Raw genomic sequence first — 15,890 nt, 5'->3', positions numbered from 1 at the left:
GCTAATAATAAAACGCATTGTTATGGTTATTGTGTGCAAAGTGAAACAAAAACTCAACAATTAGTTATCTAAATGGATAATTGTATCGATACAATTTCAAGGGGTGTTCAATGGAGTGGCAATTTTTTCTATCGGTAGCATTATTTGCATTGGTGATGACAGGCACGCCAGGGCCAAATAATGTCATGTTGACCGCCTCTGGTGCTAATTTTGGCTATCGTCGGTCTATCCCTCACTTTATCGGTATTGGGTTTGGCTTGATCAGTTTGATTTCGCTGAATGGCCTCGGGCTTGGTGTATTGTTTCAAACCTATCCAGCGATCCAAGATGCTTTGAAGATCCTCGGCAGTGCTTATTTGCTCTACTTAGCGTGGAAAATCGCTTTTTCCAGCGCGATGAGCAAAGGGGAAGGTAAGGCAAACAAACCGATGACTTGTTGGGAGGCGATTCTGTTTCAATACTTAAATCCTAAAGCTTGGATGATGTCGATTACAGCCGTTGGATCCTTTGCGTATTCGGGCGAGGACTACTGGTGGTCGATTGCTGCGATATCTATCATTTTTCTACTTGTTCAGGTACACACGTCATCGGTGTGGGTTGGGTTTGGTGCATTCATTAGGCGTTGGCTATCAACCCCGAAAGCATGGCAACGATTTAACCTCGGTATGGGGACTTTAACCGCGAGTTGTGTGGTGTTTATCTGGTAATAGTAATGTCACGGGTTATGGGTTATGGGTTATGGATCTAGCTATTTGCGATTTTTGGCGCGGGTTCTGAAAAGGCGGGATAGAGTTGTTCACCGCCGAGTTGACGGCAGTAACGCAGAGTCAGTGGTTCACTGTAGTTATTGTGTAGGCGAAGTGCATTAATACAATCGACGAGATCAGACTGTTGTTGTCGTTCTAGCTGTAATTCGAATTGTAACGCTTCTCGGTAGAGTGAGTCAGGTGTGTGGGATTTGAGATGGCGACGAAGTTCTCGGTAACTATGAAGCAGTGACTCTGAACGGCCAAGGCACTCTTGTACCTTATGCCATTCACTTTCTTGGAAGGCAACCTGCTGTTCGTCGAGCCATTTGAGCAGTAGTAGCAGGTTCACATTCCCGTGGAATTGATTTTGGAGCGTTAAGCACGCTTCTTTAACTTCTCGCACACTGTAATATTGCAAGCTAAATTGCCATAAGCGTTCTAAGGTCAAAGATATGTTTACGTGCTCTTGGCTCATTCGATACTAAATTCCTTTTCCATGGACTCAAGGTCTTCTTGTCCAGACATCCATTCTAACTCTGTCTCTTCCAATTCCGATTTACTTGATGCTTGTAGCGCGAGTACTTGAGTAAGTTTAGCTTTATTTTCTGCATCATAAAGTGATGTGTCTGATAATTGTAGTTCTGCTTCGCTTAACTGTTCGCCTAATTTATCCATTTTCGCTTCAAGCTTGGTTAAATTTTTGCGGATAGGGGCGGTCAGCTTTCTAAATTCAGCTTCACGACGTTTTTGATCTTTCTTTGATGCCGCACTGTTTGCGCTATCTTTTGCTGGAGCGAGAGCTTGTGCTTCTTTTCGCTCTAGTTTTTGTTGATCGGTTAACCACTTGTAGTAATCAACTAAGTCACCATCAAAAGGCGCAACTTGACGATCATGAACTAAATACAGGTCATCGGTCGTGGCACGCAGTAAATACCTATCGTGGCTGACAATCACCATCGCACCTTCGAAGGTTTGCAGAGCCATGGTTAACGCTTGACGCATGTCCAAATCAAGGTGGTTGGTTGGCTCATCGAGCAGTAGTAAGTTTGGTTTTTGCCAGACTAATAGTGCCAATACCAAACGGGCCTTTTCACCACCAGAAAATGGCGCGACTTTATCAAGGGCTTTTTCGCCATTGAAACCAAAGCTGCCGAGGTAATCTCGTAGTTGTTGTTCTGTATGTTGTGGCGCAATCTGCATCATATGTTGCAGTGGCGTCTCTTCTGGATGCAAGGTCTCAAGTTGGTGCTGAGCGAAATAGCCAATCTTCACACCTTGAGAGTAATTAAATTCGCCAGATTGCGCTTCAAGTTCACCAGAAAGTAATTTGATCAGCGTTGATTTTCCTGCACCATTTCGACCCAATAAGCCAATCCGACTTCCCGGAACGAGGTTTAAACGAATCTTTTCGAGGATAAGGTTGTTGTCGTAACCCGCAGACACTTCATCCATCATCAAAATTGGGTTTGGCAGAGCGGATGGCTCTCTAAATTCAAAGCTGAACGGATTATCGAACTGCGCAGGTAGCACTTGTTCCATCTTCTCTAAGGCTTTGATTCGGCTCTGAGCTTGGCGAGCTTTCGACGCTTTGTAACGGAAACGGTCGATGTAGCTCTGCATGTGCGACATTTGTTTCTGCTGCTTCTGATACATGGATTGCTGCAAGATCAGCTTTTGAGCACGTTGTGTTTCAAATGACGAATAGTTGCCAGTGTACTCATTGAGTAATTGGTTTTCGACATGAATAATTCGGTTTACGATAGGGTCTAAGAAGTCTCTATCGTGAGAAATTAAGATCAAGGTGCCAGGGTAACTCTGTAACCAACGCTCTAACCACATGACCGCATCCAAATCCAAGTGGTTGGTCGGTTCATCGAGTAACAGAAGGTCTGAACGGCAAAGCAGAGCTTGGGCTAAGTTCAAACGCATACGCCAACCACCAGAAAACTGAGTAAGATTCCAACTCATCTGCTCTTGGCTAAAACCAAGGCCATCGAGTAGTTCTGCCGCGCGAGCATTAATGCTGTAACCTCCAATCGTCTCTATTTTGCCATGCAGCTCTGCAACCAAAGTGCCGTTGTCGGCTTGTTCGGCTTCGAGCAATGCATTTTCGAGGCTGCGATATTCTCTGTCTCCATCAATCACATACTCTATGGCTTTACGCTCTAGAGCCGGAGTCTCTTGCGCTACCCATGCTAATTCCCAGTGGCTTGGTTGGTGGAAGGTACCAGCATCTATAGACAGCTCATCTTTTAATAGAGCGAATAGGGTGGATTTACCGCAACCGTTTTTGCCGACAAGGCCGACTTTATCGCCAGGATGAATCGTAGCGGATGCTTGGTCGAGTAATGGTTTTCCGCCGCGAAGCAGTTGAATATCAGAGAAAGTAATCATAAAAATCGCATTGAGATTGGAGGTGATTAGGCGGTGAGCATAGTAGGATGAAACCAGATAAAAGTCGATCATTATACAAATTGGGTTATGATGCAGAAATCATATAACAATTTGATAACTAGCCTCAACTCTGGATAAGAAAGTCTAAAAGCTTATTAATTTTAAATGGTTAGTCGATTTATTTGCTCAGTGTTGCAATTTTAGATGCATAACAAGGCAAAATCACAAGTCAGTAGCTTGTCTATTGCGGTGATTTTAACGCGGTTAGGCGCGAAAAGAGTAGTACTGAGCGGCTTCAATTATCCTGAGTTGAGGCTAAGCACCCAAGGAAGAACGGTTAAAGAATGAGTGATACCCAACCTCAAGTTGCATCACCGCTTAAGATATTGGTGATATACGCGCACCCCGAGCCGCATAGTTCGATAGCCAATCAGGCCATGATCAAAGCGATTGAACCTTTGGGGCATGTTCGTGTGCACGATCTTTACGCCACCTATCCTGACTTCTTTATCGATGTTAATTTCGAACACCAGTTACTACTTGAGCATGATGTCATCGTGTTTCAGCATCCTCTTTATATGTATTCATGTCCTGCTTTATTAAAAGAGTGGTTTGATCGCGTTCTATCTAAAGGCTTTGCGTTTGGCCATGAATGCGCACTAGAGGGTAAATATTGGCGCAGTGTCATTACGACTGGCGGTCAAGAAGGCGCGTTTGGTGCGCAGGGTTACAACAAGTATCCACTGGAAGAGATTTTACAGCCATTTGAGTTAACCGCATCACTATGCCGTATGCACTGGTTAGATCCATTAGTGCTGCATTGGGCTCGAAACATTGATGACAAGGAGAGAGAGCACCACGCCGATAGATATCGCCACTGGCTACAAGATCCATTAGGCAAGCTTTCTGAACAACTATCAGCGACAGATGGAGATGCGGATGGCTAGTGAGTTTCTACAGAGTAGTGTGATTTTTCTTTCTGCCGCGGTGGTGGCGGTTCCACTTGCTCAGCGTTTAGGGCTTGGTTCTGTTCTGGGTTATTTATTAGCCGGAGTTGCTATTGGCCCTTGGGGATTAGGGTTAATTAGTGATGTGGAAGCCATTCTTCATTTCTCTGAATTTGGTGTGGTACTGCTGCTGTTCTTAATTGGTTTGGAGTTGAACCCTAAAAAACTCTGGACGATGCGAGGGCCTATTCTCGGACTTGGTGGCGCACAGGTCTGTATTACGACCTTATTGATTGCGGCTATCGCTTATATGTTCGGCTTAAGTTGGCAAACCAGTTTAGTGATTGGTATGGGATTAGCCTTGTCATCTACCGCCATTGCGCTACGTGTTATCGAAGAGCGTGAACTGAGTGGTAAAGAGGCAGGACAGTCTGGTTTTGCTGTGCTGCTTTTTCAAGATATCGCGGTGATCCCAATGCTGGCTATGCTCCCATTATTAGCAGGGAGTACCGGAGGCAGTTGGGCTGACATGTTGTGGATGCTCGGCGGAGTCTTTGGGTTATTGATTGGTGGGCACTTTTTGCTGCGACCGCTGTTTCGGTATGTAGTGATGAGTGGCGTGCGTGAGCTGTTCACCGTTGCGGCGCTGTTATTGGTGATTGGTATTGCGGTATTGATGCAGAAGATTGGCTTATCGATGGCGCTCGGGACATTTTTAGCGGGTGTGCTATTGGCCGAGAGTGAATATCGTCATGAATTAGAGATAGCGATCGAGCCATTTAAAGGCTTGCTGTTGGGGCTGTTCTTTATCTCCGTAGGGATGGCGGTTAACTTAGGTTTGTTGGCAGAGAGTCCGCTGGCTATCTTGGTTGCCGTCACCGCTTTAGTCGTATTTAAAGGCTTTGTGCTTTATGGATTGGCTCGTATTTTTGGCATTCAAACCAAAGCTCGAAGCCGAATGGCGATGATTTTAAGCCAAGGTGGTGAGTTCGCCTTTGTGATTTTTACTGCTGCCAGTGCGCAAGGTATTTTGTCGGGGGAGCAGGTCTCTTTCTTATTGGTTGTGGTGAGCTTATCTATGGTCACCACGCCATTAATGCTTAAACTACAAGACAGGTTTTTCGCTCGCGAACTTAATCAAATCAGTGAAGATGTGATGCAATCTGATGTGGTTGATCGTAGTCCAAGAGTGATCATCGCAGGCTTTGGTCGTTTTGGACAGATTATTGGTCGGTTGATGTACGCCAATAAGATCCGTATTACCGTATTAGAAAGTGATGCGAGCCAAATTCATTTATTGCGTAAGTTTGGCTATAAAGTGTTTTATGGGGATGCGACTCAGTTGGATTTATTACGAGCTGCAGGGGCAGATAAAGCGGAAGCGATTGTGCTGTGTACTGACTCTCCTGATGAAATCATGAAAATTGTTGATATCTGCCGACAGCATTTTCCACGTCTAAAAATATTAGCTCGTGCTCGCAGTCGTGTAGAGGCTTACCAATTAATGAATCATGGTGTTAATAATTACTCTCGTGAGACCTTTTTAGGGGCACTTGATTTAGGGCGACAGGCTCTTACTGAGTTGGGTATGCACCCTTATCAAGCAAAGCGAGCTGAAGCACATTTTAGAAAGCTAGATAACTCGATGCTTAAAGAGTTACTGCCTCAGCACAGTGAAGATAAAGAGCTCGCATTGCGATCGAAAGAAGCGCGGAAAGAGTTGGAAGAGATATTTGGTCATGAGATGGAGAACGATCGCCAGTCTCGTAACTATTGGGAATAGAAAAAGGAACCAGACGTGAAACAGAGAAAACGCTTTATTGCAGGAGCAAGTTGTCCAAATTGTAAAACGCAAGACACCCTTCGCTGGTGGATTGAAAACAATATTGAGTTGGTTGAGTGCGTCGAATGTGACTTCACTGAGCAGCGTAAGCCTAAATCTGTAGATAAAACTGAACATGCGACACAAGAAATGATCGGTATTTTTAAACCAGAATGATTGAGTTTCGCCAATTCATCCCCATAATGTGGGGATAAGTTCTTATGTGACCTTTATTTCGTCCTAAGAGCATGATCTTCTTTAGGCCTAGTTGTCACTATCTAGAGCTTTTATTCCCTTGGAGTACACATGAAAATTGAAAAGAACGTAGTAGTAAGCGTAGCGTATCAAGTTAAACTTGAAGACGGTGTGGTTGTCGATCAATCAACAGTTGAAGCACCGCTAGATTACCTTCACGGTCACAACAACCTAATTACTGGTCTTGAAAAAGAGTTAGACGGTAAAGTTGCAGGCGATAAATTCTCAGTGACAGTATCTCCAGAAGATGCTTACGGCGAACACAGCGATGACCTAGTACAACGCGTTCCTGCTGATGTATTCCAAGGTGTTGAAGAAATTGAAGTGGGTATGCGTTTCCTAGCGGATACTGACCAAGGTCCAATTCCTGTAGAAGTAACAGAAGTTGATGGCGACGAAGTTGTTGTTGATGGTAACCACATGCTTGCTGGCCAAACTCTAACATTTGACGTTGAAGTTGTAGCAGTTCGTGAAGCAACTGCAGAAGAAGCTGAACACGGCCATGTACACCAAGAAGGCGGTTGTGGTGGCCACGGTCATGACCACGACCATGAAGGCGGTTGTTGTGGCGGCGAAGGCCATGATCACGACCACGGCGAGAAGAAAGAAGGCTGCTGTGGCGGCGGCGGTTGTGGTTCTCACTAATTCCGCATTGAAATGATTTCTAAAACCCTCCAGCTCGGAGGGTTTTTTTATGCCTTTAATTTAAGGCCCTTTCTGACCTGACAGGTTGACTAATGACAGGCTGGCACGGATATTAAGTGCTAATGAATAGTCTGCTGATACTGAGCGGAACGCTATATTTCTACATAAAAGGGTGTTTTATGCGTCAACCATTTTCTATCGCGATACATGGTGGTGCGGGTACGATTTTGCGTGAGCAGATGAGTGACGCGCTAAAGTTGGGTATTTTAACCACCTTAGAGAAATCGGTGAGAGCTGGCTATGATATTTTACAAACGGAAGGTGATGCGGCGGATGCGGTTGTCGCCGCGGTGAAAGTGATGGAGGATTGCCCACACTTCAATGCTGGTAAAGGTTCAGTGTTAACTCATCAAGAATTCATCGAGATGGACGCTTCAGTGATGCATGGGAAAAAGATGGATGCTGGAGCCGTTGCTGGGGTTCGCCATATAAGAAATCCGATTGAATTAGCCCGCGATGTGATGAGAAAAAGTGATCACGTGTTACTGATGGGCGAAGGGGCTGAGCAGTTTGCTTTCGATCAGGGCTACCAATATACCGAACAAGATTACTTCCTTACCGACCGTCGTTATGAGCAGCTTCAATCGATGAAAGAGAAAGGCTTGTTTGCGCTTTCAGAAGCCTCTTATGAACACTCTGTTGAACAACAGAAGCCGCAATTAGAATCGCCTCTTACAGGAAGCCAAACTGTTTCAGCGTATCCTGATGATAATAAATACGGCACCGTTGGAGCCGTCGCACTGGATCAGCAAGGTAACTTGGCGGCCGCAACGAGTACGGGCGGCATCACCAATAAAAAATATGGTCGTGTTGGCGATTCACCCATAATAGGGGCGGGTACGGTTGCTGAAAACGGTAATGTCGCGGTCTCTACAACGGGGATGGGCGAATTTTTCTTACGTAAAATGGTGGCCGGAGATGTGGCTGCTCGTATGCGTTATTTGAAAGAAAATGTACACACGGCTTGTGAGAATATTATTCAGGGGGATCTAAAAGCGATGGGAGGAGAGGGCGGATTGATCGCGGTTGATGCGCAAGGGGATATCCACTTTGCAATGAATAGCTCAGGAATGTATCGCGCGAGTATTGATGTCGATGGGAAGTTCAGTGTCAAAATTTACGCAGATGAATAGGACTTAGTTTTCCTTGTTGTTCCCCCCTACTGACTCTAGATGTAAGAAGCTTATCTAATAAAATAAGCTTCTTATCGAATCGAGAACTCAGGGAGTAAAGACAAGACTCATCACATTAATAGTGAGGTGGAGGTGTCTCTTCCGTTGGATCGGCTAAATTCGAAGAGTCCATATTTTTCACTTTTCCGACAACAAACTTCATCTGATCTTGCATACGAGTGATCAAAAATTGTTGTTGGCTTAAAGCATCGTTGAGTTCATCAATCGTCTGCTCTTGGAATGCCAGTTTGCACTCAAGATCATTGATGCGGTCTTCGAGCTGTTGAATGTTTTTATCAGTCATGATTAATCGTCTAGTTTCCAAGCTTGAGCTATGCCAGCAGACGTGGCTGTTATCACACGTTGCTGTAAATCGAAGGCTGCATCATACACCACTGCGCGTGGAGGACGAGCATCTTTTAGCGGTTCGACTTCAAAACCATCAGTGCGTTTACCGCTTTTTGTATCCCAAACCATCACTCGGCCAGAGGGCGTTCCTGTTATGAGTTGCGAGCCATCATCAGAAAATCGAGCGGCAGAAAAAATAAGCTGGCGTGATAAGCTACTTAGTGCTGACACCTTCTCACCGGTTTCTAAATTCCACACAAATGCACCATTTCCGCCATCAGAGGTAAAGGCAAGTTTGCCATCTCTCTGTAGCGCGACGCGATTCACGCGCTGATCATGTTCAAAGGTGCGCAGCACTAAACCAGATTGGGTATCCCATAGGTAGGCTTTGTAATCGTTCCCTCCAGAAAGCGCAAAGCGACCATTCGGTGAAATCGCAACAGAATTAATTTTTTCTCTATGCGCAAGGAACTCTATGCGTCTTCCGGTGACTAAGTCCACATAAATAGCTTTACCATTTGATAAACCTAGTAGAACTTGGTCACCATTACTGGCGATATCAACATCGCGAATTAAACCATCAGAGATAGACCATAGCCCTTCAGATTGGCTCCAAGCCAAATCCCAAACGGCAAAGTTTATTTGACTGGCGGTTATCGCAAAACGGCCATTGTCAGAAATGCGAATACGAGATACGGTATTCGCTTGTGGATCTTGTTCGCCAAGTTGAGCCAGTTGCTTTCCTTCAACAAGATCCCAAAAGAGTAAATGGCTCTGTTTTGAATAGAGTAGCGCAAACCGCCCATCACGGCTGAGCGCAAAGCTGGTGGAGCCTTGAGGTTCAATTTCCCAACGCTGTTCATCTTTGCTCGAAAAAAAACACCCATTTAACATGGTGATGACAATGGCACATAGTATTGAGTGAGAAATTATTCGCATCAGCTCTCATAATCCAGTTTGTGTCTAAAGACATATAACTAGTATATTGGAACAACAATTTAATGCACCCATCTAAACATGAGATTTGTGCACCATAACAAATGGCTAGTCCATCTTTGGAGAAATAAATGAAATCGATTTTTAAAGTGTCGCTACTTGCAGCAACAGTAATGCTAGCAGTGGGTTGCCAAAAAGAAGAAGCACCAAAAGTAGAAACGGCACCAGCAGAGCAAGTTCAAGCAGAAGCCGGCAAAACCGTTCACTTTAAAACAGAAGATGATAAAGCGGCATACGCAATTGGCGTGTCATTCGCAAACTACTTGAGCACAAGTATTGATAAACCGAGTGAAATTGGTATTGATCTAAATAAAGAGTTGGTTCTTAAAGGTATCGAGCACGTTTTCGCAGGTAACCCTGAAATGAGTGAAGAAGATACTCGTGCCGCGTTGGAATCTTTAGACAAGCGCGTTTCAGAAAAAATGCAGGCACAAGCTGCAGAAAAGTCAGCAGCAGCAAAGAAAGCGGGCGATGATTTCCGTGCGAACTTCGAAAAACAAGAAGGCGTAACGAAAACAGAATCAGGTTTGCTGTACCAAGTAATGTCAAAAGCTGAAGGTGAATCACCAAAAGATACTGATACTGTTGAAGTGCACTACAAAGGGACATTGATTGACGGTACTCAATTTGATAGCTCTTATGATCGTGGCCAACCAGCAACCTTCCCTCTTAACCGCGTAATTCCAGGTTGGACTGAAGGTGTTCAACTGATGCAAGTGGGTTCTAAATACAAGTTTGTTATCCCTTCAGAATTAGCGTACGGCGCACAAGATACGCCAACGATTCCAGCAAACTCAACACTGGTATTTGAAGTGGAATTATTGAGCATTGATAACGGAACTAAAACTGCAGTTCAGTAATATCTAAACACTATTTCTAATAAAGCCTGAAGCGATTCAGGCTTTTTTTATGCAGGAAGATAAAGGTTATAGCGCTAATTTTGTAAGAGATTAGTTGTTTTAAATCACTAGTTAGCCAGTTACATTGATGTGCAATTAAAATTTTCTGATAAACTTACATCAATTTGTTGATTTTTCGTTCTAAGGCTAATTTAAAGTGACAACCACAGAAACAGTAAATGCTGATATGTTGCTCGAAATGGAATCCGTTACCGTGATGCCATTTAGTGAGCATGACAAAATCATTCTTAAATCTTATGAAGCCGTGGTCGATGGAATTGCCAGTCTCATTGGGCCATTCTGTGAAATTGTTTTGCACTCTTTAGAAGATCTAAATACATCGGCGATTAAAATTGCCAACGGTGAAAATACAGGACGTCAAGTCGGATCACCCATCACCGATTTAGCGCTGAGAATGTTAAAGGATATTGAAGGCTCAAAACGTAACTTTTCTCGTTCATATTTCACCCGTGCAAAGGGTGGGGTGCTAATGAAATCTATCACAGTTGCAATACGTAACGGTGAAGAGCGAGTGATTGGTTTATTGTGCATTAACGTTAATTTAGACGCGCCATTCTCCCAAGTATTACAGTCGTTTATGCCAACACAAGAAGCGGAAGAAGCCGCGTCTTCAGTTAACTTCGCAAGTGATGTTGAAGAGTTGGTTGACCAAACGGTTGAGCGCACAATTGAAGATATTAATGCCGATAAATCGGTATCGAATAATACTAAGAATCGCCAAATCGTAATGGAACTTTACGACAAAGGGATTTTTGATATTAAAGATGCTATCAACCGTGTTGCGGATCGCTTGAACATCTCAAAACATACCGTCTATTTGTATATTCGCCAGCGTAAAGTTGAAGATGGAGAGGCGTAATGGCCTCTGAAAATAAAGCGCAACAAGCGGCTGAAAAACTCACATATACACTGGTTGTTAATGGCTCAGTTTATGGGAGTCAATCCGCAAGAACAGCGTATCTGTTTGCTCAAGCATTGCTCGAAAAAGGGCACCATTTGGTCAGTGTCTTTTTTTATCAAGATGGTGTTAATAACGGCTCTCGCCTTACTGTGCCAGCGAATGATGAATTTGATCTCGTCAAACATTGGCAAGAGTTAGCTGAGCAACATTCAGTAAGGTTAGAGACTTGCGTAGCGGCGGCATTACGTCGTGGTATTGTCAGCGAGAGTGAGTCTAAGCAACACGGTTTAGACTCCGACAACTTAGCCAGTCGTTTTAATCAAAGTGGCTTAGGCTCATTAGCAGAAGCATTATTGATGCAAGATAGAGTGGTGCAATTTTGAAGTCGATTGCGTTTGTGTTTAAAAGCTCTCCTCATACGACAAGCAAAGGGCGTGAAGGCTTAGATGCTTTATTGGCGGCCTCTGCATACAGTGAGAACATCCATGTGTTTTTTATCGCAGAGGGCGTTGCTCAGCTTATTTTAAATCAGCAACCGGAAGTTATTTTAGGACGAGATTACATCAGCGCGTTCAAACTGATGGAATTATACGAGATTGAAAATATCTATGCCTGTCAGGAAAGTTATGAACATATGGGGTTGTTAAAAACGGCAACAATTTTAGAACCTGAGTGGTTATCCAAAAGTGAAATTACGGCCAAACTTCAGCGTTGTAATAAGATCCTTACCTTCTAGTTTTAAGAGATGAAATTATGCTTCATATCGTGAAAACCCCCCATCAATTACCTTCTGTTTTAGCGTATTTATCGGATCAAGATGCCGTGATTTTGGTCGAAGATTCAATTTATGCGATTAATGAAGGTCATTTTGCGCATTTTTTGTTGAAAAATTGTCCAGCTTCAGTTTTTTTTCTTTCGAACGATGCATTGGCCAGAGGTTTGACTTTATCGATAAATGAATTTATTCAACATGTTGATTTTGAAGGGTTTGTTGAGCTAACTGTTGCGCATGAACAATCAATGACATGGGAGTAATTCCAACTCTAATTTCTCGCACACTGCTAGATGGCTAAAATAAATGCGATCTTGATTGTATATTTCTTGACACACCCCTCACTGCTGAATAGAATTTTGCGTCCCTATTTATACTAAGTATCGATAGGGCTAGATTTTTCACAAAGCTTACTTTCAAGTAATTCAGGAGCTATTTAATGGCAACTATTAACCAGTTGGTACGCCAGCCTCGTGCAAAGCAAGTTGTTAAAAGCAACGTGCCAGCACTAGAAGCGTGCCCACAAAAACGTGGTGTATGTACTCGCGTATATACTACTACTCCAAAAAAACCGAACTCAGCATTACGTAAAGTATGTCGTGTTCGTCTAACTAACGGCTTTGAAGTTACTTCATACATCGGCGGCGAAGGTCACAACCTTCAAGAACACAGTGTTGTTCTTATCCGTGGTGGTCGTGTTAAAGATTTACCAGGTGTGCGTTACCACACTGTACGTGGCGCACTTGACTGTGCTGGCGTAAACGACCGTAAGAAAGGTCGTTCTAAGTATGGTGTTAAACGTCCTAAGTCTTAATGCGTCTTTTTTAAAAAGAAAGCGTTAAGTAAGGCCAAACACTATTTTATTTATTATTCTGAAAAGTTTTGGAAAAAACCTGAAGAAGACAACGGAGAATATCCATGCCACGTCGTCGCGTTATAGGCCAGCGTAAGATCCTTCCAGATCCTAAGTTCAAATCTGAGCTGCTGGCAAAATTCGTTAACATCCTTATGGTTGACGGAAAGAAATCTACTGCAGAGAAAATTGTTTACACTGCACTAGAAGTTATGGCTGAGAAATCTGGTAAAGATCACTTAGCTGTATTTGAAGAAGCTCTTGAAAATGTTCGTCCTGCGGTAGAAGTTAAATCTCGCCGTGTGGGTGGTTCAACTTACCAAGTACCTGTAGAAGTTCGTCCGGTTCGCCGTAACGCTCTTGCTATGCGTTGGGTAGTTGAAGCTGCGCGTAAGCGTGGTGAAAAATCTATGGCTCAACGCCTAGCTGCTGAAATGCTAGACGCGTCTGAGAACAAAGGTACTTCGGTTAAGAAACGTGAAGACGTTCACCGTATGGCTGATGCTAACAAAGCATTCGCACATTACCGCTGGTAATACCTTTTTAGTGCTGCGGGCTTGCCTGCAGCACTTCTTTATTTTCTAAGCTTTCCTTTTTAAAAACCATATTTAAAAAGAGATAGAAAATAGGGTTTATTCATATTTCTAAAGTGATTGTTAAATTACATTTTTAATATTAATAGTCCCTACATAATGAGGATACAATCGTGGCTCGTAAAACTCCTATTGAGCGCTACCGTAATATCGGTATCTGTGCGCACGTAGATGCAGGTAAAACAACCACAACTGAGCGTATTCTGTTCTATACTGGCCTTTCTCATAAAATCGGTGAAGTTCACGATGGTGCGGCTACCATGGACTGGATGGAGCAGGAGCAAGAACGTGGTATCACTATCACTTCAGCTGCGACTACTACATTCTGGCGTGGTATGGATGCGCAATTCCAAGATCATCGAATCAATATCATCGATACCCCAGGACACGTAGACTTTACCATTGAAGTAGAACGCTCATTACGCGTACTTGATGGCGCAGTTGTCGTCTTCTGTGGTTCATCTGGTGTAGAACCTCAATCTGAAACCGTATGGCGCCAAGCTGATAAATACAACGTTCCTCGTCTTGTGTTTGTTAACAAAATGGACCGTACCGGAGCAGATTTTCTGCGCGTAATAGAACAAATTAAAGAACGTCTTGGTGCTAATCCTGTTCCTATTCACCTAAATATTGGTGAGGAAGAGAATTTCAAAGGTGTAATTGACCTTATCAAGATGAAAGCGATCAACTGGAATGAAGCCGATCAAGGCATGACCTTCTCATACGAGGAGATTCCAGCTGATATGCAGGAATTGGCAGATGAGTGGCATAATAACCTTGTTGAAGCGGCTGCGGAAGCAACTGAAGAGCTAATGGATAAGTACCTTGAAGAAGGTGAATTAACAGAAGCTGAGATCAAGGAAGCGTTACGAATTCGTACTCTGAATAATGAAATCGTACTGGCCACTTGTGGTAGTGCATTCAAAAACAAAGGTGTACAAGCTGTTCTTGATGCTGTTGTTGAATATTTGCCTTCTCCAATTGATGTTCCAGCAATTCAAGGTTTGGATGAAGATGAAAATGAAGTTGAACGTCATGCAGACGACAATGAACCATTTTCAGCTCTTGCATTTAAAATTGCGACAGACCCATTTGTTGGCACTTTAACTTTCGTACGTGTTTATTCTGGAGTGGTTGAAAGTGGAAAAACCGCTTACAACTCGGTGAAGAAACAGCGTGAACGTTTAGGGCGCATTGTTCAAATGCATTCAAATAAACGTGAAGAAGTGAAAGAAGTGCGAGCAGGTGACATCGCGGCTATTATTGGCTTAAAAGATGTAACTACTGGTGAAACGCTGTGTGATCAGAACCATAAGATTGTTCTTGAGCGCATGGAGTTCCCAGATCCAGTTATTCAGATCGTTGTAGAGCCAAGCTCTCAAGCTGATCAAGATAAAATGACTATTGCGTTAAGCAAACTTGCAGCAGAAGATCCATCATTCCGCGTTGATATGGACGACGAAACGGGTCAAACCCTGATTTCAGGTATGGGTGAACTGCATTTGGATATCATCGTTGACCGCATGAAGCGCGAATTTAACGTGAACTGCAATGTTGGTAATCCACAAGTCGCTTACCGTGAAACTATCCGTGGCACAGCGAAAGCTGAAGGTAAATTTATCCGCGAACACGGTGGTAAAGGGCAATACGGTCACGTATGGCTGAAACTAGAACCGTCTGAAACGGGTGAAGGTTTTGTCTTCGTAAATGAAATTGCCAATGGTACAGTACCGAAAGAGTACATCAGCTCAGTATCGAAAGGTATTGAAGAGCAGATGAACAATGGTGTTCTTGCTGGTTATCCTGTATTGGATATTAAAGCGACACTGTATGATGGTTCTTACCATGAAGTAGATTCAAGTGAGATGGCGTTTACAATCGCTGCCTCTATGGCTTTCAGAACTGGCGCTCTCGAAGCTCAACCAGTTCTGCTTGAGCCTGTGATGAAAGTTGAAGTAACTACTCCAGAAGACTGGATGGGTGATGTTGTTGGCGATATTAACCGTCGCCGTGGCCTCATCGAAGGTATGGACGAGGGAACAGCTGGCCTGAAGATAATTCGTGCACAAGTTCCGTTGTCTGTCATGTTCGGTTACGCAACTGATTTACGTTCTGCGACACAAGGTCGTGCTTCTTACTCTATGGAGTTTAGTGAGTACGCCGAAGTGCCAAAAAATGTTGCAAATGCAATCATTGCAGAGCGTGGTTAAACAAGCAGGATGTATATTTCTCCAATTTTTTGAAGAATCCATACGTCCAAATATTGCGCTGACGAGAGTTGGCGCATAAAATAGCAAATTCTGGCGCGTCTCGATCAATAATGATCGTGGCGAATCATAACTAGGAAGGAACACGCTCGTGTCTAAAGAAAAATTTGAACGTACGAAACCGCACGTAAACGTTGGTACTATCGGCCACGTTGACCACGGTAAAACAACTCTAACTGCTGCTATCTGTACTACA

General features: G+C 43.6%; 19 protein-coding genes. 15 read left to right on the top strand and 4 right to left on the bottom strand.

The features are described from left to right. The first annotated feature begins 110 nt into the window (after positions 1-110). The gene (locus F0249_RS11575; protein ID WP_113797171.1) at positions 111-707 is read left to right on the top strand and encodes a LysE family translocator; all 597 of its coding nucleotides are present in this window, start codon (positions 111-113) and stop codon (positions 705-707) included. Between the two features lie 37 nt (positions 708-744). Here F0249_RS11575 and F0249_RS11570 read toward each other — a convergent pair whose 3' ends face one another. Together F0249_RS11570 and F0249_RS11565 are read right to left on the bottom strand one after the other, a co-directional pair. Continuing rightward, the gene (locus F0249_RS11570) at positions 745-1,224 is read right to left on the bottom strand and encodes a TIGR02444 family protein (protein ID WP_171756770.1); all 480 of its coding nucleotides are present in this window, start codon (positions 1,222-1,224) and stop codon (positions 745-747) included. Further along, positions 1,221-3,143, bottom strand: coding sequence for an ABC transporter ATP-binding protein (locus F0249_RS11565; protein ID WP_171756769.1), 1,923 nt, complete (start codon positions 3,141-3,143; stop codon positions 1,221-1,223). Before F0249_RS11565 ends, F0249_RS11570 begins: the two co-directional genes overlap by 4 nt. Positions 3,144-3,487: 344 nt before the next feature. Here F0249_RS11565 and kefG point away from each other — a divergent pair, with 344 nt between their 5' ends. The 5 genes from kefG to F0249_RS11540 all read left to right on the top strand — a co-directional run bounded on the left by kefG (position 3,488) and on the right by F0249_RS11540 (position 8,005). Beyond that, entirely contained in the window at positions 3,488-4,090 is a 603-nt protein-coding gene (kefG, locus tag F0249_RS11560) for a glutathione-regulated potassium-efflux system ancillary protein KefG (protein ID WP_171756768.1), read from the top strand. Then, positions 4,077-5,873 carry a glutathione-regulated potassium-efflux system protein KefB gene (gene kefB / locus F0249_RS11555; protein WP_171756767.1) on the top strand — a complete coding sequence of 599 codons (1,797 nt, stop codon included), beginning with the start codon at positions 4,077-4,079 and terminating at the stop codon, positions 5,871-5,873. The genes kefG and kefB overlap by 14 nt, the downstream gene beginning before the upstream one ends. Positions 5,874-5,888: 15 nt before the next feature. Further along, positions 5,889-6,089 carry a YheV family putative zinc ribbon protein gene (locus F0249_RS11550; RefSeq protein WP_017053164.1) on the top strand — a complete coding sequence of 67 codons (201 nt, stop codon included), beginning with the start codon at positions 5,889-5,891 and terminating at the stop codon, positions 6,087-6,089. A 129-nt stretch (positions 6,090-6,218) separates the two neighbouring features. After that, a complete protein-coding gene (slyD, locus tag F0249_RS11545) occupies positions 6,219-6,812 on the top strand; it encodes a peptidylprolyl isomerase (protein WP_017053165.1) in 594 nt (197 codons plus the stop codon). A 179-nt stretch (positions 6,813-6,991) separates the two neighbouring features. Then, a complete protein-coding gene (locus tag F0249_RS11540; RefSeq protein ID WP_171756766.1) occupies positions 6,992-8,005 on the top strand; it encodes an isoaspartyl peptidase/L-asparaginase family protein in 1,014 nt (337 codons plus the stop codon). A gap of 115 nt (positions 8,006-8,120) precedes the next feature. On the opposite strand, the gene F0249_RS11535 is transcribed toward F0249_RS11540, so the two are convergent. Continuing rightward, entirely contained in the window at positions 8,121-8,348 is a 228-nt protein-coding gene (locus F0249_RS11535; RefSeq protein WP_017053167.1) for a SlyX family protein, read from the bottom strand. A gap of 2 nt (positions 8,349-8,350) precedes the next feature. Then, positions 8,351-9,331 (bottom strand): WD40 repeat domain-containing protein, encoded by a 981-nt coding sequence (locus tag F0249_RS11530; RefSeq protein WP_113797160.1) that lies wholly within the window; start codon positions 9,329-9,331, stop codon positions 8,351-8,353. Between the two features lie 128 nt (positions 9,332-9,459). Between F0249_RS11530 and fkpA the strand changes: the two genes are divergently transcribed. The 9 genes from fkpA to F0249_RS11485 all read left to right on the top strand — a co-directional run. After that, positions 9,460-10,248, top strand: a complete 789-nt coding sequence (fkpA, locus tag F0249_RS11525) for an FKBP-type peptidyl-prolyl cis-trans isomerase (protein ID WP_017053169.1) — start codon at positions 9,460-9,462, stop codon at positions 10,246-10,248. A gap of 196 nt (positions 10,249-10,444) precedes the next feature. Beyond that, positions 10,445-11,167, top strand: a complete 723-nt coding sequence (locus F0249_RS11520; protein WP_017053170.1) for a transcriptional regulator — start codon at positions 10,445-10,447, stop codon at positions 11,165-11,167. Further along, entirely contained in the window at positions 11,167-11,592 is a 426-nt protein-coding gene (gene tusD / locus F0249_RS11515; protein ID WP_017053171.1) for a sulfurtransferase complex subunit TusD, read from the top strand. Before F0249_RS11520 ends, tusD begins: the two co-directional genes overlap by 1 nt. Continuing rightward, complete coding sequence (tusC, locus tag F0249_RS11510) at positions 11,589-11,945, top strand: sulfurtransferase complex subunit TusC (protein WP_017053172.1); 357 nt, start codon at positions 11,589-11,591, stop codon at positions 11,943-11,945. Before tusD ends, tusC begins: the two co-directional genes overlap by 4 nt. Before the next feature lie 17 nt (positions 11,946-11,962). Beyond that, complete coding sequence (gene tusB, locus F0249_RS11505; RefSeq protein WP_171756765.1) at positions 11,963-12,244, top strand: sulfurtransferase complex subunit TusB; 282 nt, start codon at positions 11,963-11,965, stop codon at positions 12,242-12,244. Positions 12,245-12,420: 176 nt separating this feature from the next. After that, entirely contained in the window at positions 12,421-12,795 is a 375-nt protein-coding gene (gene rpsL, locus F0249_RS11500; protein ID WP_012549145.1) for a 30S ribosomal protein S12, read from the top strand. A 104-nt stretch (positions 12,796-12,899) separates the two neighbouring features. Then, positions 12,900-13,370, top strand: coding sequence for a 30S ribosomal protein S7 (gene rpsG / locus F0249_RS11495; RefSeq protein ID WP_012604916.1), 471 nt, complete (start codon positions 12,900-12,902; stop codon positions 13,368-13,370). Between the two features lie 170 nt (positions 13,371-13,540). Continuing rightward, entirely contained in the window at positions 13,541-15,637 is a 2,097-nt protein-coding gene (fusA, locus tag F0249_RS11490) for an elongation factor G (protein WP_113797154.1), read from the top strand. 148 nt (positions 15,638-15,785) lie between these two features. Further along, positions 15,786-15,890: GTP-binding protein (locus F0249_RS11485; protein ID WP_238928544.1), on the top strand; the 105-nt coding region annotated here is incomplete at its 3' end.

Source organism: Vibrio sp. 03-59-1 (assembly GCF_013114135.1).
Taxonomy (GTDB): Bacteria; Pseudomonadota; Gammaproteobacteria; order Enterobacterales; family Vibrionaceae; genus Vibrio; species Vibrio cortegadensis.
This window is presented reverse-complemented; position numbering and strand designations above follow the sequence as displayed.

Coding starts and splice junctions, on each gene's coding strand:
- F0249_RS11575 (WP_113797171.1), top strand. CDS start 111: ATGGAGTGGCAATTTTTTCTATCGGTAGCATTATTTGCATTGGTGATG.
- F0249_RS11570 (WP_171756770.1), bottom strand. CDS start 1,224: ATGAGCCAAGAGCACGTAAACATATCTTTGACCTTAGAACGCTTATGG.
- F0249_RS11565 (WP_171756769.1), bottom strand. CDS start 3,143: ATGATTACTTTCTCTGATATTCAACTGCTTCGCGGCGGAAAACCATTA.
- kefG (WP_171756768.1), top strand. CDS start 3,488: ATGAGTGATACCCAACCTCAAGTTGCATCACCGCTTAAGATATTGGTG.
- kefB (WP_171756767.1), top strand. CDS start 4,077: ATGCGGATGGCTAGTGAGTTTCTACAGAGTAGTGTGATTTTTCTTTCT.
- slyD (WP_017053165.1), top strand. CDS start 6,219: ATGAAAATTGAAAAGAACGTAGTAGTAAGCGTAGCGTATCAAGTTAAA.
- F0249_RS11540 (WP_171756766.1), top strand. CDS start 6,992: ATGCGTCAACCATTTTCTATCGCGATACATGGTGGTGCGGGTACGATT.
- F0249_RS11535 (WP_017053167.1), bottom strand. CDS start 8,348: ATGACTGATAAAAACATTCAACAGCTCGAAGACCGCATCAATGATCTT.
- F0249_RS11530 (WP_113797160.1), bottom strand. CDS start 9,331: ATGCGAATAATTTCTCACTCAATACTATGTGCCATTGTCATCACCATG.
- fkpA (WP_017053169.1), top strand. CDS start 9,460: ATGAAATCGATTTTTAAAGTGTCGCTACTTGCAGCAACAGTAATGCTA.
- tusD (WP_017053171.1), top strand. CDS start 11,167: ATGGCCTCTGAAAATAAAGCGCAACAAGCGGCTGAAAAACTCACATAT.
- tusB (WP_171756765.1), top strand. CDS start 11,963: ATGCTTCATATCGTGAAAACCCCCCATCAATTACCTTCTGTTTTAGCG.
- rpsL (WP_012549145.1), top strand. CDS start 12,421: ATGGCAACTATTAACCAGTTGGTACGCCAGCCTCGTGCAAAGCAAGTT.
- rpsG (WP_012604916.1), top strand. CDS start 12,900: ATGCCACGTCGTCGCGTTATAGGCCAGCGTAAGATCCTTCCAGATCCT.